The sequence below is a fragment of the Bradyrhizobium sp. Leo114 genome (assembly GCF_055229415.2).
In genome coordinates, this window is the sequence record NZ_JBUYEN020000001.1 from 174,174 (window position 1) to 188,579 (window position 14,406).

11 protein-coding genes are annotated in these 14,406 nt (G+C 63.9%); 3 read left to right on the forward strand and 8 right to left on the reverse strand.

Annotated features, from left to right (window positions below; translation table 11 throughout):
* Positions 1-22 precede the first annotated feature (22 nt).
* Positions 23-1,345 (forward strand): dicarboxylate/amino acid:cation symporter, encoded by a 1,323-nt coding sequence (locus tag ACZIRK_RS00815; protein WP_028163071.1) that lies wholly within the window; start codon positions 23-25, stop codon positions 1,343-1,345.
* A gap of 100 nt (positions 1,346-1,445) precedes the next feature.
* Here ACZIRK_RS00815 and ACZIRK_RS00820 read toward each other — a convergent pair whose 3' ends face one another.
* Positions 1,446-2,177 carry a hypothetical protein gene (locus tag ACZIRK_RS00820; protein WP_463326745.1) on the reverse strand — a complete coding sequence of 244 codons (732 nt, stop codon included), beginning with the start codon at positions 2,175-2,177 and terminating at the stop codon, positions 1,446-1,448.
* 130 nt (positions 2,178-2,307) lie between these two features.
* Here ACZIRK_RS00820 and ACZIRK_RS00825 point away from each other — a divergent pair, with 130 nt between their 5' ends.
* Positions 2,308-2,703 (forward strand): helix-turn-helix domain-containing protein, encoded by a 396-nt coding sequence (locus ACZIRK_RS00825; RefSeq protein WP_130222530.1) that lies wholly within the window; start codon positions 2,308-2,310, stop codon positions 2,701-2,703.
* A 245-nt stretch (positions 2,704-2,948) separates the two neighbouring features.
* Here the strand turns inward: ACZIRK_RS00825 and ACZIRK_RS00830 are convergent, their stop codons facing one another.
* The 3 genes from ACZIRK_RS00830 to ACZIRK_RS00840 all read right to left on the reverse strand — a co-directional run bounded on the left by ACZIRK_RS00830 (position 2,949) and on the right by ACZIRK_RS00840 (position 6,525).
* Complete coding sequence (locus ACZIRK_RS00830; RefSeq protein ID WP_463326746.1) at positions 2,949-4,031, reverse strand: isocitrate/isopropylmalate dehydrogenase family protein; 1,083 nt, start codon at positions 4,029-4,031, stop codon at positions 2,949-2,951.
* Positions 4,032-4,176: 145 nt separating this feature from the next.
* Complete coding sequence (locus tag ACZIRK_RS00835; RefSeq protein ID WP_463326747.1) at positions 4,177-5,247, reverse strand: alcohol dehydrogenase; 1,071 nt, start codon at positions 5,245-5,247, stop codon at positions 4,177-4,179.
* 96 nt (positions 5,248-5,343) lie between these two features.
* Positions 5,344-6,525, reverse strand: coding sequence for a CaiB/BaiF CoA transferase family protein (locus tag ACZIRK_RS00840; RefSeq protein WP_130222310.1), 1,182 nt, complete (start codon positions 6,523-6,525; stop codon positions 5,344-5,346).
* Positions 6,526-6,782: 257 nt separating this feature from the next.
* Between ACZIRK_RS00840 and glgA the strand changes: the two genes are divergently transcribed.
* Positions 6,783-8,210, forward strand: coding sequence for a glycogen synthase GlgA (glgA, locus tag ACZIRK_RS00845; protein WP_130222308.1), 1,428 nt, complete (start codon positions 6,783-6,785; stop codon positions 8,208-8,210).
* 45 nt (positions 8,211-8,255) lie between these two features.
* On the opposite strand, the gene ACZIRK_RS00850 is transcribed toward glgA, so the two are convergent.
* From ACZIRK_RS00850 to ACZIRK_RS00865, 4 genes are all read right to left on the reverse strand, one after another.
* Positions 8,256-9,599, reverse strand: a complete 1,344-nt coding sequence (locus ACZIRK_RS00850; protein WP_130222306.1) for an MFS transporter — start codon at positions 9,597-9,599, stop codon at positions 8,256-8,258.
* On the reverse strand, positions 9,589-10,068 hold the full coding sequence (locus ACZIRK_RS00855; protein ID WP_456643517.1) for a PRC-barrel domain-containing protein: 480 nt from the start codon (positions 10,066-10,068) through the stop codon (positions 9,589-9,591). The genes ACZIRK_RS00850 and ACZIRK_RS00855 overlap by 11 nt, the downstream gene beginning before the upstream one ends.
* A gap of 46 nt (positions 10,069-10,114) precedes the next feature.
* Complete coding sequence (locus ACZIRK_RS00860) at positions 10,115-12,316, reverse strand: amylo-alpha-1,6-glucosidase (protein WP_463326748.1); 2,202 nt, start codon at positions 12,314-12,316, stop codon at positions 10,115-10,117.
* A 64-nt stretch (positions 12,317-12,380) separates the two neighbouring features.
* Complete coding sequence (locus ACZIRK_RS00865; RefSeq protein ID WP_463326749.1) at positions 12,381-14,144, reverse strand: ABC transporter ATP-binding protein; 1,764 nt, start codon at positions 14,142-14,144, stop codon at positions 12,381-12,383.
* Positions 14,145-14,406: the final 262 nt, after the last annotated feature.

A 14,406-nucleotide genomic window follows, 5' to 3' on the forward strand; every position in this document is an offset into this window, starting at 1 on the left:
GCAAAACCCATGGGAGCAGACCATGTCGAGCATCACAGCCGCAGCAGCTACCGAAACCCGCAAGCCGCTCTACACATCCCTCTTCGTCCAGGTGCTTGCCGCGCTGCTGCTCGGCATCGCGCTCGGCGTGATCGCCCCCGACTTCGCGATCGGGCTGAAGATCTTCAGCGACGCCTTCCTCAAGCTGATCTCGATGATCGTGGCACCGATCGTGTTCTGCGTGGTCGTGCACGGCATTGCCGGCGCCGGCGACCTGAAGAAAGTCGGTCGCGTCGGCGTCAAGGCGCTGATCTATTTCGAGGCGATGACGACGATCGCGCTGGTCGTCGGCCTCCTGCTGGCCTATCTGTTCGGGCCCGGCCATGGCATGAACATCGATACCTCGACGCTCGATGCCAAAGCGCTCAACACCTATGCCGACAACGCCCACAAGCTGCAGGGCGGCGGCATCGGCGCTTTCCTCCTGAACATCATTCCGACCACCTCCTTCGATGCGCTGGCGCGCAACGACGTGCTGCAGGTCTTGTTCTTCGCGGTGATCTTCGGCGTCAGCCTGGCGCTGGTCGGCGGCGAAAAGGGCGAGAAGGTCACCTCCATGATCGACGCTGTCTCGGCGGTGCTGTTCCGCGCGATGGGGCTGATCGTGCGCGCCGCCCCGCTCGGCGTGCTCGGCGCGGTGGCCTATACGGTCGGCAAATACGGCGTCGGCTCGCTCAAGCAACTGGTCTCGCTGGTCGCGCTGTTCTACATCTCGGTCGCGATCTTCGTGTTCGGCGTGCTCGGCGGCGTCATGGCCCTGGCCGGCATCAATATCCTCAAATTCCTGGCCTACCTTCGCGAGGAATTGACCATCGTGCTGGCGACTGCGTCGTCCGACGCGGTGCTGCCGCAGATCATGCGCAAGCTGGAGCGGTTGGGCGTCAAGGACTCCGTCGTCGGGCTGGTGATCCCGACCGGCTATTCGTTCAACCTCGACGCCTTTTCGATCTATCTCACGCTGGCGGTGGTGTTCATCGCGCAGGCGACCAACACGCCGCTGTCGTTCGGCGATCTGTTGCTGGTGCTCGGCGTCTCCCTGATCACCTCAAAGGGCGCGCATGGCGTGCCGGGCTCGGCGATCGTGATCCTGGCGGCGACGCTGAATGCGGTGCCGACCATTCCCGCCATCGGCCTCGTGCTGGTGCTGTCGGTCGACTGGTTCATTGGCATGGCCCGCGCCGTCGGCAACCTGATCGGCAACTGCGTTGCGACAGTCGTGGTGGCGGCGTGGGAAGGCGATCTCGACCGCGAAAAGGCCACGCGGGTCCTCGACGGCGACGAGCTGGTCGACGTGACGGCGGGGTGAGGTGAATCGTAGCCCGGATGGAGCGCAGCGTAATCCGGGGCGCCACACGATCTGGCTAGGCCCCGGATTGCGCTCCATCCGGGCTACGCGCAAACGAGCGCTATTTGACCAGTTTCAGATACGGCGGCAGCGGCTTGCCGGAGGCCGACCTTACTTCCTGCGGCGGCCGCTCCTCCGGAGTCATCAGGTCGCACAGCGCCTTGAGCTCGGCGTCGGTCACCTGATGCAGCTCCATCCTGAGTTCGAGGATGGCCAGCGACAGCAAACGCGCCGTTTCCGGACTTGCCTTGTCCGTGAGGAAGTCCCTGCACTCCTCAAGCGTCGCAAGCAGCGAGAGCAACCGTTCTTCGGTATGGACAACCGGCATTTCTTCCGCTCCCGAGCTTGCGAGATAGATTCGCGGCGTTTCATTTCTTCGCTTCATGAGCCTCTCCACAAAGGTCTGCGGGTGGTCGGGCGCGTGAATGAACAGATGATCCAGAAATTTTGCGAAATTGTCCAGCGGGTGATTGGTGCTCTGTTTTCCTTCTAATGCGCCTAACGCGCGGGAGGGATGCGCCACGCGGCTATGTCCGCTGTCATTTTTTGGCCAAATCCAGAGCCGTTCAGGTCCCGTACAAGTACGGGAGGTAGAACCACGCATGCAGAGGCCGGTAGTAAGCATGCGTTCAAAATCTGTGTCGACCCAACCCGTAGTAGTTGTGGTTTGTCCAATATTTTGCCAAATACACAGTGCGGGATATCGTAAGTTATCTCGGGCGTTGACGACTTTAGGTAGTCTGACCACGCCGGTATCTGGATACTTCCAAAGCACGCGGCGTTTGGCTACCATTCGACAGTCTGCTTGGAGTACCGTGGTTCGCGAGACGAACTCACGATCCGGACAAAGTTAACGCTGAAGTATGGACGAATCCCTGACCAATCTGCGCAGGGCCTCCCGATTTGAAGGACGGGTAACCAGAATGAACAGATCAGCAGCAAAGAAGATGAAGCAACGCAGTGCCGGCAAGCCCGACATTGAGTTGGGCAAACGGATTCGCCTGCGGCGTGTGGAGCAAAAGATCTCGCAAGCGGAGCTGGGCGAAAAGCTCGGCGTCAGCTTCCAGCAGGTCCAGAAGTACGAGAAGGGCGTGAACCGTGTCGGCGCTGCTCGCCTTCAGCAGATCGCTGCCGCGCTCGACGTGCCTGTCACGTTCTTCTACGACGGCGACAACAAGTCGCGCGAGGTCGAAAGCCTCCTCTTCCTGGACAGCGCTTTCAGCCTGAGGTTGCTGCGAGCCTACAGCAAGATCAAGGACCAGACGGTTCAACGTCAACTGGTGTCCCTGATGGAATCGATCGCCGCGAACGAAGGCTGAGCCGTCGGCCCTTCTCCGTTTCGTGGCGCGGACCGCATCGATCCGCGCAAGCGCGTCGAACCGTGGCAAAACGCTGCACCGGGCTATGCGTTGGTTCGGATCGAGGCTTTGCTGAAGCGCTGCCATCGCGATGGCGGCGCTTTTTGCATTTGGCCCTTTTGCAGAAGCGCGTCCGTTCCAGCATCGATGCCGAGAGCGACAATCGGTCGCGCGACCGTCGGGCCCCTCTTCTCGCGGGTTCGAAGCTACAACAGCGCCAGCACGGCCTTGGCGATGTCGGCGGTGCCGTTGCCGCCGCCGATCTCGATCGGTTTGATGCCGCCGGCATAGGCCTTGTCGACGGCGCGCTCGATCCGTTCACCGGCTTGCGCCGCGCTCTCCAGCCCATGCTTGTCGGCAAGCCAGTCCAGCATCATCGCGACCGACAGGATCATCGCAGTCGGATTGGCCTTGCCCTGCCCCATGATATCGGGCGCGGTGCCGTGGCAGGGCTGAAACACCGCGTAGCGGTCGCCGATGTCGGCTGACGGCGCCATGCCCATACCGCCGATCAGTCCGGCAGCAAGGTCGGAGAGGATGTCGCCGAACATGTTCTCCGTCACCATGACGTCGAAATCCCACGGACGCTTCACCATGAGCGCCGAGCAGGCATCGATATAAAGGTGATCCGCCCTGACATCCGGATGCCGCTTTGCGGTCTCGTCGAAGATGCCGCGGAAGAATGCAAAGGCCTTGAACACATTCGCCTTGTCGACGCAGGTCAGTCCGCCGCCAACGCGGCCGCGCGCCTGGCGGCGTTCGGCGAGGCGGAACGAGAACTCGAACAGGCGCTCGGAGGTCCTGCGCGTGATCAGCATGGTCTCGCGCGCCTCATCCTCGGTGACGACGCCCTTGCCCATCGAGGCGAACAGGCCTTCGGTCGATTCCCTGATCACGACAAAGTCGATGCCGCGCTGCTCCGCGCCGACGATCGGGCTTGGCACCCCCGGAATCAGCCGCGCCGGCCGCACGCCGGCATAGAGATCGAAATGGAAGCGCAACTCGATCTGCGGCGCGATCTCGGTGTTGTCGGGGTAGCGCACCGACGGCAGGCCGCAGGCTCCTAACAGGATCGCATCCGCCTCCTCGCACAGCCTCACCGTCGATTCCGGCAGCGAGACGCCGGTCTCTCGGTAATGGTTGGCGCCCGCGGGTGCCTCGGTGAAGCGGAATCGAAGCCCGGTCGCCGCCTCGATCTTGCGCAACACTTCGAGTGCCGGCGCCATCACCTCCGGACCGATGCCGTCGCCGCCGAGCACTGCGATGTGGAGGGCGTTGTTTGCGGACATGGGATTCCCCCATTCGAAACAATGAAGGTTTTTGAACTCGTCATCGCCGGGCCTGTCCCGGCCATCCACGTTCTTACCGCTGAACGACCATAAGACGTGGATGCCCGGGACAAGCCCGGGCATGACGGCGGAGTACGGTGGCGGCCTACGGCGTCAGCACGGCGCGGCCGACTAGTTTGCCCTTCTGCAATTCGAGCAGGGAGTCATAGGCCTTGGCGAGCGGCACAGGAGTCACCGGGATCGGCGCAATCTTCTTGGTCCGGACCAGGTCGAGCAGTTCCTGCGTCTCGCGGAGGTTGCCGACATAGCTGCCCTGGATCGTGATCGCCTTGATCGGGATCAGCGGCAGCGCGAAGGTCGCGCCACCGCCGAACAAGCCGACGATCACGAGCTTGCCGCCCTTGGCCAGGCAGTCGAAGCCGAGTTGCGTGGTCTGGGCGTTGCCGACCAGGTCGATCACCGCGCGGATCGGGCCGCCCGCCTTCTTCGCCAATTGCTCCAGCGCATCGCCCGCCCCGCCGTCGACAGTGCCGAGCGCGCCGGCGGCTTCCGCCGCCTCGCGCTTGCGCGCGTCGATGTCGACAACGATCGCCCCCTTGCCACCCATCGCCTTCAGCAGCGACAGCGCCATCAGGCCGAGGCCGCCGGCGCCGATGATCACGATCGGCGAATCGAAGGCGAACTCGACCTTCTTTAGTGCGCTGTAGGTGGTCACGCCCGAGCAGGCATAGGGCGCGGCGGTGACGGGATCGAGCCCGTTGAGGTTGAGCAGGTACTTTGGATGCGGCACCAGCATGTGATCGGCGTAGCCGCCGTCGCAATAGACGCCGAGCGAGTTCGGCTTGACCGCACACATATTCTCGTCGCCGGCGAGGCAAGTCGGGCATTTGCCGCAGCCGAGCCAGGGATAAACCAGCGCCACGTCGCCGGCCTTGAGGCCACCGGTGTCGCCCGGCTTCACGTCCGGCCCGAACGCCGCCACCTCGCCGACGGTCTCATGCCCCATCGTGCGCGGCAGCGAGACGCCGCGATCCTTCAGCGACAGCGGCTTGCGCCCGTGGCCGAGATCGTAGCCGCCTTCCCAGATATGCAGATCGCTGTGGCAGATGCCGGCCGCCTTCACCTTGATCAGCACCTGCGTCCCGGTCGGCTCCGGCGTCGGCTGGTCGACTTCCTTCAAGGGGGCGTTGAACTCGGCAACCTGGAAACTCTTCATCTTTATTCTCCCAACATTCTTTGTTGTTACGGCAACATTGCCACGTCTGCCGACGCGAGACAAACCTCGGCGGGCGACGATCAGCCTTGCCGGCTGTTAGCCTGCGAATGCGGCAATCTCCGCGTCGGACAGGCCCGCCTCCTTGAGATAGGCGCGGGTGTGCTCGCCGAGCGTCGACACTCGCTTTACGGCTGCAACCTTCGCGCCGGACATCCGGAACGGCAGGTTGACCACCTTGAAGGTCCCGCCGCCGTCCTCGACCTCGGCCAGAGCGCCGCGATGCGCGAGCTGCGGATCGGCCAGCGCTTGCTCCACCGTGCGATAGGCGGATGAGGGCACGCCCTCCTCATTGAGCGCGGCGAGGCATTGTTCTGTCGTCACCCGGCGCGACCAATCCTCCACGCCATCCATCAGGGCCGCCCAATTTTCCCGGCGGTCGGAATATTTGGCGAATCGTGGATCGCTCACCCATTCGGGACGACCGATCACCTGCATCAAGCTCTGGAACGTCTTCTCGCTGGCGATCGCGACCATGGCGTAGCCGTCGGAGGTCTCAACAGGGCCGAACATCGGCCGCGCCGTTGGCCGCACCTTGAACTGCGCCCACTGCACCTCGTTCAAGGTCAGGCTCAGCATCGCTTCGAGCATGGAGACGTCGATGTGCTGGCCCTCCCCGCTGCTGTGCCGCTGATGCAGCGCCGCTCCGATCGCGCCAAACGCATAGACGCCGCTCAGCACGTCGGCGATGTAGATACCGCAATAGTCGGGCCTGCTCCGCCCGGCCTGGTAGGCCAGATGCGCCATGTCGTAGCCGGAGGCGGCATGGATGACCGGAGCATAGGCCGGCAGGCCAGCCGACGGCCCGGTCTGGCCGTAGCCGGAGATCGAGCAATAGATCAGCCGCGGGTTGAGCCCGCGCAGGCTGGCGTAATCGAGCTTCAAGCGCTGCATCACGCCGGGGCGGAAATTCTCGACCAAGATGTCGGCGGTCGCGACGAGGCGGCGTACCACCTCCACCCCTTCCGCCGACTTCAAGTCGAGCGTCAGGCTCTTCTTGCCGACATTGAGCTGGCCGAACGCGGTCGAGCAAAGCTTACGCATCGGTGGGCGGGTACGCATCATCTCGCCTTCAGCAGGCTCGATCTTGATGACTTCCGCTCCGAGATCGGCAAGCATGCGCGTGCAATGAGGGCCGGCGATCGTCGTCGAAAAATCAAGCACACGAAGGCCGCCCAGGCTCTTTGTCAAATAGCCCTCATCGTTCTCGACTATCGTCATTCGCAAAGCTCCCTCGAGCCGTACCTTTTATCGGCGCGGCGTGAACCTAGAGCATGATCCGGAAAAGTGGAAACCGGTTTTCCCTCGCGACAAACGCGAAGCGCTTGCGCCGGGACCATGCTCAAACAAGAAGGTGGAGCGGCTTCTACAGGGAAACGTCTGAACCAGACCGGACTGGGCGGGCCCTTTGATTTTCGTCAAAGGAAAACTGGAACCATTTTTGCATAGTCGTTTACAGGTTGGAGCGAGGCGCTTTTTTGAGGGTCTTATTCATCACCACTGAAATGGACGATTTCGTCCGCGTCGGCGGCCTTGCTGCTGTTTCAGCCGCCCTTCCCAGAGCCCTGCGTCCCCTGAGCGATGTCCGGATCATGCTCCCCGGATATCGGGACGTGGTCGAGCAACTCACTCATATTGAAATCGTTGGCGAATGCGCGCCGCTTGCGGAGATGCCCGCATGCTCGATCGGCCGCGCCTCGACCCGCGACGGCATGCCGGTCTACGTCGTGCTGTGCCCACAGCTCTATGACCGTCCGGGCAACCCTTACGGCGACGAGAGTGGACGCGACTGGCCGGACAACGACATCCGCTTCGGGCGATTCGCGTCGGCCGCGGCAGAACTCGCCGCAGGCAGTCTGGACAAGAATTGGGCAGCCGACCTCGTCCACGCCAATGACTGGCAGGCCGCGCTGGCGCCCGCCTATCTGGCCTGGCGCGGCGCGCGCATCCCCTCGATCCTGACCATCCACAATCTCGCGTATCAGGGACTCTTCCCGAAAGACTCGTTGCGGCGGATTGGCGCGCCGGAAAGCTCCTTCCACATCGACGGGCTCGAGTTCTACGACAAGCTGTCCTTCCTCAAGGGCGGCATCGTCTATGCTTCGCATCTGACGACCGTCAGCGCGACCTATGCCAAGGAGATCACGACGCCAGAGCTCGGCTGCGGGCTCGAGGGCCTGCTGCGCATCCGCTCCGACGCCGCGCAGCTCACCGGAATCCTCAACGGCATCGACGAGAGCTGGGACCCGCGCTTTGACGCCAAGCTCGCGCAGCAGTTCGGTGTCGGCGACTGGGCCGGCAAGCAGGCCAATGCGGATTACGTCCGCAAGCAGTTTGGCCTTGCCGTCTCCCGCGGCCCGATGTTCGGCCTGGTCGCCCGCCTGGTGCACCAGAAGGGCGTCGATCTCGTGCTGTCTGCGGCCGATGAGATCGTCGCGGCCGGCGGGCAGATCGTCGTCACCGGCTCCGGCGAGCCGGGAATCGAGCAGGCCCTGGTGGAAGCACACCGGCGGCGGCCGGACGCGATCGGGGTCGCGATCGGCTTCAACGACGCCCAGGCGCGAAGGATCTTTGCCGGCAGCGATTTCACGCTGATGCCGTCGCGCTTCGAGCCCTGCGGCCTGAGCCAGATGTATGCGCAGCGCTTCGGCTCACTGCCGATCGGCCACCAGACCGGCGGGCTGGCCGAGACCATCCAGGACGGCGAGACTGGATTCCTGTTCGCGCAGCCATCGGCGGAATCCTTCCTCGGCGGCGTGCACCGCGCGTTCGAGGCGTTCGTCGCCAAGGACCGGCTCGACGCCATGCGCCGCAGCGCCATGGCGCGGAGCTTTAGCTGGAGCATCTCGGCCGCCTTGTACGGCGCGCTCTATCGCAAGCTGGCGCTGCCGCAGGCCATCTCGTAGAGCCGTAGCCCGGGTGGAGCGCAGCGCAACCCGGGCTGCGGGGACTCACGCCGGCGCCGTTCGTCGCGTCTCGGGCATGATCAAGAGGATCATCAGGAGGCCGAGCGAGGCGATGCCCGCGAGGCCCAGGAAAGCGATGTTGCTGCCGAACTTGTCGCTGACATAGCCGGCGAGCACTGTGCTCAGCGATGCGCCGATTCCGACCGCGGTGCCGATGATGCCCTGCGCCAGGTTGAAATGCCCGCTGCCGAAGGCGACGTCCGCCACGATCAAGGGCACCATGACGCTGAATACCGCCGCGGTAATGCCGTCGAAGATCTGCACGGCCACCAGCAGATAGGGATCGTGCACAGTCGCAAACAGCACGCCGCGGATCACGAGCGCGCCGAAGGCGAGCAGGAGCAGCGGCCGCCGGCCCCAGGCCTGCGCCTTGCGTCCGACCGAAGGCGAGGCGAGCGCCACGATCGCCTGCGGCACGATGATGCAGGCCGCGATCAGCACCGGCGCCCACTGACTGGATCGCATCGTCACCACGCCCGCCATCAGCGGCAGCATCGCCGCGTTCGCGAGTTGGAACAGCAGCATGCTGACGGCGAAGATCAGCAATGCCCGCTTGCTGCACAGCGCGAACACGCTGGTCGCTTTCTTGTCGGGCACCTCGCGGACAACGGCGCCATGGGCTTGCGCGATATCGATCTCCTTCTCGCGAATCCGCGACAGCGCGATCAAGGTCGGTATCGCGAGGATGAAGGTGACCAGGAACACGGAACGGCTCGAGATCAGATACCCGGCGGCGCCCATCAGCGCTGCCGCCGAACCGTTGCCGAGCGAGGCGAAGCGGGCATTGCGCCCGAGCCGCTCGCTGATCGCATATGGCCCCACCAAGCCGAGGCTGATCGCCGCGATCGCCGGCCCGAGCACGCAGCTTGCGAGCGCGTGCAGGGTCGCTGCCGCCACCACGATCGGGAAGATCGGCCACACCGCATAGGCCAGCGCGGCGCAGCCGATGGTCGCGACCGCGAGCCCGGCGACCATTTTTTCGGAGCGCGCCGCATCGACGATGGCGCCGCCCGGCATCTGCCCCAGCAACGCAATGATGCCGCCGATCGAGAGCACGAAGCCGATCTCGACCTGGGTCCATTTCTGCGTGGTCAGATAGACCGCCACGAACGGGCCGAACCCGGTCTGCACATCGGCCAGGAAAAAGATGAACCAGTCTAAACCGCGCTGGCTCTGGGATGAAGGCTTGCGCGACGGCTCGGGTGCCGGCAACTCCGGAACCAGTGGCGCACCGTGATCGTCCGCCGTCGACCGCCTGCGATCGCCGCCAATCCTGTCCGTTAAAGAGGAGGGACGAGCGATCAATGTATCTCCGACTTTAATGGTCATATTGCCATGGACGCAAACTGCCGGCAGCGCCGAGCACGATGAGAGGCGTATCCTCCTTGTATTCCGGCGCCGCGCTCACCTGCTCCTTGTTCAGTTCGAGCGTGATACTGTCGCTCTTGTTGGCGACCTGGCCGAAATGCAGTGCATTCCAGTCAACGACGATCTTGCGGCTGCCGACACCGAGGAAGCCGCCGAAGTCGATCACAGCGGCGCGCACGGTGCCTTCGCGATCGACGATCACGTCGACAATTCGTCCCATGTCCTCATTGGCGGCGCTGCGCACGTCGCGTCCGAGAATGCCATGCGCATCCCTGGCGCCGATCACCGTCACCGAGGGTGGAGGCGCCGGTTCCTTTTGCGCAGCCGGGGGTTTGGCCGGCGCCGGTGCCGCCGGATCATCGGCCGCTTGGGCGGCCGCAATTGCGGCAAAGACCGCGGCAATAATTGTCATCACCATGTTCGCCCACATCGGGGGCCTCCAATCCAGGAATAAAGCTAGACATTCTGGCCGACATTCAATGCGTCAGCACGATCGACACCTGGATTTGACCGCGTGTACGCAGCACTTCCAGCGACACTTCGCCATTATGGCGGCGGACTCGCAGATCGACGCTGGAGGCGCCGAGCTGCAGGTCGCGCAGGATCGCCTCATTTAGGAATTCCGGCAAGCGCGGATCGCGCAGCCTGATCTCGCCGCGCGCGGCGTCGAATTCGAGCCCCAGCGCCGCCTCCACCAGCGTAAAGGGGGTCGCACTCGCCCAAGCCTGCGGCGCACAGGCTACCGGATAGAGCACCGGTCCGCGCCGCCTTTCGCGCTGGAACCCACAGAACAGTTCGGGCAAACGCCGGAGATCCATGTAGCTGGCGGCGTCGAACAGCCCCTTGAACAGGTGCGCCACTGAGTGTTTCAGCCCGTAGCGCGCGAAGCCGAGCGCGATCAGCGCATTGTCGTGCGGCCAGATCGAGCCATCGTGATAGGACATCGGGTTGTAACGGACCTCATTCCTGCCGACCGTGCGGATGCCCCAGCCCGAGAAGAAGCTCTGGCTCATCAGGTCGGCTGCGACCAGCCGCGCGCGGTCTTCGCGCACGATGCCGGTGAACAGGAGCTGGCCGGCATTCGAGGTCCGCACCCGGCAGGGTTCCTTCTTGCCATCGAGCGCCAGCGCATAGGTTCCGAGTTCCTCGCACCAGAAGGCGTCCTCGAAGCGCTGGCGCAGCGTCTCGGCCTCTTTGTCGAGCTTCTCTGCCCTGTCGGCATAGCCGAGCCGGCGCGCCACCCTGGCCAGCAGCCGCTTGGCCGCGAACACATAGCCCTGCACTTCGCAGAGCGCGATGTAACCCTCCGCCAGCCTGCCGTCGGCATGGAAGATGGCGTCGTAGGAGTCCTTCCAGCCCTGGTTGGCGAGGCCCTGCTCGGTCGCGCGCTGATATTCGATGAAACCATCGCCATCGGGATCGCCGGGGCCGTCGATCCATTGCAGCGCCGCCTCGATCGAGGGCCAGAGTTCCGCAAGAGTCGCTTCGTCTCCGGTGCGCTCAAAATAATGGCCGGCCAGCAGCACGAACAGCGGCGTCGAATCGACGCTGCCGTAATATTGCGCGAACGGCACCTCGCGCAGCGCCGCCATCTCGCCGCCGCGCATCTCATGCAGGATCTTTCCGGGCTCCGCATCGGAAAGCGGATCGACGCTCTTGGCCTGGAAGAACGCAAGCCGCTTCAAGGCGCCTTTGGCGATGCGCGGATCGATCCACAGCATCTGCAACGCGGTGATCAATCCATCGCGGCCGAACGTCGTGGAGTACCAAGGGATGCCGGCATAGGGATAGCGGCCCTGCGGCGTCTCCGTCATCAGCATGTTGAGGTCGGCCATTGCCTGGCACAGCACCTCGTTGAAGATGTTGTTCGAGGTCTCGATGCTGGCTGCACCAGCCGTCGAGCGCCGCATCTCACGGCGATGCGCGAGCAGCCCGCGAAAGAACGGCACCGGCTTGTGCATGACCGGCTTGTTGCAGGACACCGCGATGAACAGCGAGGTGACCGCCTTGGGCTCCAGTTCGAAATGATAGGTCGCGGCATTGACCGCGAGCCGCGTCGGCTTGGGATCGAAATGCAGCGCCGTGATCCGTGACTGTTCGTCCAGTCCGACATATTCGAGCACGACGTCGGTCGGGCCGAGCAACCTGCTCGAGCCTACGCCACGCCGGGGCCGGCGCTCGCCGCGCACTTCGAACAGATCAGCAAAATCATTGTCGAACAGCAAGGTGAGATCGAAGCTCGCCAGCCGATCGCCGTGATTTTGCAGACCGATGCGCTGATAGGCGGTGCCGCGCCAGAGGAAGATCGAGCGCACGATGTGCAGCGTGTCCTTCTGCAGCATCAGCCGGCCGCCCCGATAGACGTCGGAGTTGGTGAGATCGACAGTCAGCGCCGAGTTGTCATCGCGCAGATTCGAGCCGAGCAACAGCGGCTGCACGTCGTCGAGCACCATTTCCAGCCGCGCGAGATAGCGCGTATCGGCGTTGAACAGGCCGTCGGGTCCGCCGGCGGAAGCGCCGATGTCGCCATGGCTGTCGAGCACGATGAACGTGTCGTCATGCTTAAGCGACCGCCGCGGCCTCGCGGCGGGACCGGTCATCGGAATGTAGAAGGGCGATTCCGCGATTTGCTCGACGACACGCACGGTCGAAATCTGCGTAACGATCTCCGCTGCCATTTAGACCTCGAGCGTCTCTCTCTCGGGTTTGCGATGGACGCTGACTATACGCGACTATTGTGGATCAGGCAGCCTGGGTGGCGAGGCGGCCCATTTCGCGCACCACCAGTTCGCGGTATGGCCCCCTGCCCTGCACGAGGATATCGGGCGGCCCGTCCTCGACGATGCGGCCGCCCTGCAGCACGACCACACGATCGAAGCTGCGCAACGTGGCCAGGCGATGGGCGATCGCGACCACGGTGCGCCCGCGCATCAGGCGCGACAGCGCTTCACGTATGGCCTCCTCGGACTCGCTGTCAAGCGCCGCGGTCGCTTCATCGAGCAGAAGGATCGGCGCGTCTTTCAGGAACGCACGGGCGATTGCGATGCGCTGGCGCTGCCCGCCCGACACCTTGATGCCGCGGTCGCCGACGATGGTATCCATACCCTCCGGTAAATTCTCGATGAAGTCGCAGCGCGCTGCGATCGCCGCGCGGAGCACCTCGTCGTCGGTCGCGTTCGGCCGTCCGTAGCGGATGTTTTCCATGATCGAGCGGTGGAACAGCGAGATGTCCTGCGGCACCACCGAGATCGCCTCGCGCAGGCTCTGCTGCGTGACCCGCGCAATATCCTGGCCGTCGATGGTGATGCTGCCGCGCTCCACGTCGTAGAAGCGCTGCAGCAGCGTGAACAGCGTCGATTTGCCGCCGCCGGATTGCCCGACCAGCCCGACCCGTTGACCGGGCTGGATACGCAGGTTGAACTTGTCGAACACCTGCATGCCGCCGGGGTACTGGAACGAGATGTTGTTGAAGGCGATCGCAGCCCCGCTCTTGATCAACGCTTCGGCCTCCGGGTGATCCTTCAGTTCATGCGGGGTCAGCAGCGTCGCGAGCGCCTCCATCAGGCGGGCGACATGCTGGGTGGCATCGACCAGCGCCACGGCCAGATCGCGCGTCGCGCTCAGGATGCAGATCCCGAGCGTGCAGACCAGCACGACGTCGCCGGTGGTGGCGGCGCCCTGCTGCCAAAGGTTGACCGCCCACGCCAGCATGCAGATGGTGAGGACCACCGTCACCGCCGCATGAGTGAGCCGCAGCTTTTCGAGGTAGCGCAGGCTGCGGCCCCGGGCGATCAGTTCCCGGTTCACGGTCGCGTCGAACCGGGCGTGCTCGAAGCTCAATCCGCAGAACGCCCGCACCAGCGGCATGTTGTTGATGACGTCGACCATCTCGCCATCCACGGCGGCCGCCTTGTCGGCATAATCATCGTGCAGCGGCCGGCCGGCGGCTGCCATGCGGAACATCGCGAACACCATGGTTCCCGCAATGACGATCAGCACCGCCGACATGGTCAGGCTTACAGTCCCGATCAGCGCGATCGCGGCGAAGGTCGCAACACATGGCGGCAGCACGTTCCAGACAAACATGTTCTCGACCGTATAGACCGCGTTCGAGGTCGCGGTGATCCGGCTGGTCAACATGCCTGGCAGGCGATCGGTAAAGTAGCTCGGCGCATGACCGGTGAGGTGGCGGAACAGGTCGCGCCTAAGATCGCCGGTGACGCCGACGAAAGCGTAGCTCGCGATCCAGCTTGCGATCCGCCACAGAAAATTATCTGCCGCGATCAGTGACATGAGCAGAACGAATGCCAGCCATACGCCGCCGGCCTGAGCCGGACCGCCCGATAGGCTGTCGACGAGGTTCTTCACCCCGTACTGCGTGCCTACGGAGCAGGCAACCGCGCCGAGAACGCACCCCAATATTACGGCGTGTGATGCGGGCCGCCGCCGCAGATAGCGCAGCACAAAAGGAAAGGGGCGGTGCGCGTATCCTGAAAGATTGTCCATGTGCGCCTGCAAACCTGTTGAGCAGCAAGGTGAATTTCTTAGTGAACCGCCCCGCACACGATTCCGTGAGGGACAGTGATCGATGTTTCGTACCGCGAAGCCATCACTGCGCAACAATTCTGCAGCACCGATAGTTGCGAAAATTTGTTCGCGGCAAATGGCATCAGCAAGACCACACTGTGAAGGAAGAAAGAACGACCCACACAGCAAAGGAACTTCGCACGTGCGGGAACGTTCCCGTTACGGCATGCCGGTGCCGGAC

Coding starts and splice junctions, on each gene's coding strand:
- ACZIRK_RS00815 (WP_028163071.1), top strand. CDS start 23: ATGTCGAGCATCACAGCCGCAGCAGCTACCGAAACCCGCAAGCCGCTC.
- ACZIRK_RS00820 (WP_463326745.1), bottom strand. CDS start 2,177: ATGGTAGCCAAACGCCGCGTGCTTTGGAAGTATCCAGATACCGGCGTG.
- ACZIRK_RS00825 (WP_130222530.1), top strand. CDS start 2,308: ATGAACAGATCAGCAGCAAAGAAGATGAAGCAACGCAGTGCCGGCAAG.
- ACZIRK_RS00830 (WP_463326746.1), bottom strand. CDS start 4,031: ATGTCCGCAAACAACGCCCTCCACATCGCAGTGCTCGGCGGCGACGGC.
- ACZIRK_RS00835 (WP_463326747.1), bottom strand. CDS start 5,247: ATGAAGAGTTTCCAGGTTGCCGAGTTCAACGCCCCCTTGAAGGAAGTC.
- ACZIRK_RS00840 (WP_130222310.1), bottom strand. CDS start 6,525: ATGACGATAGTCGAGAACGATGAGGGCTATTTGACAAAGAGCCTGGGC.
- ACZIRK_RS00850 (WP_130222306.1), bottom strand. CDS start 9,599: ATGACCATTAAAGTCGGAGATACATTGATCGCTCGTCCCTCCTCTTTA.
- ACZIRK_RS00855 (WP_456643517.1), bottom strand. CDS start 10,068: ATGTGGGCGAACATGGTGATGACAATTATTGCCGCGGTCTTTGCCGCA.
- ACZIRK_RS00860 (WP_463326748.1), bottom strand. CDS start 12,316: ATGGCAGCGGAGATCGTTACGCAGATTTCGACCGTGCGTGTCGTCGAG.
- ACZIRK_RS00865 (WP_463326749.1), bottom strand. CDS start 14,144: ATGGACAATCTTTCAGGATACGCGCACCGCCCCTTTCCTTTTGTGCTG.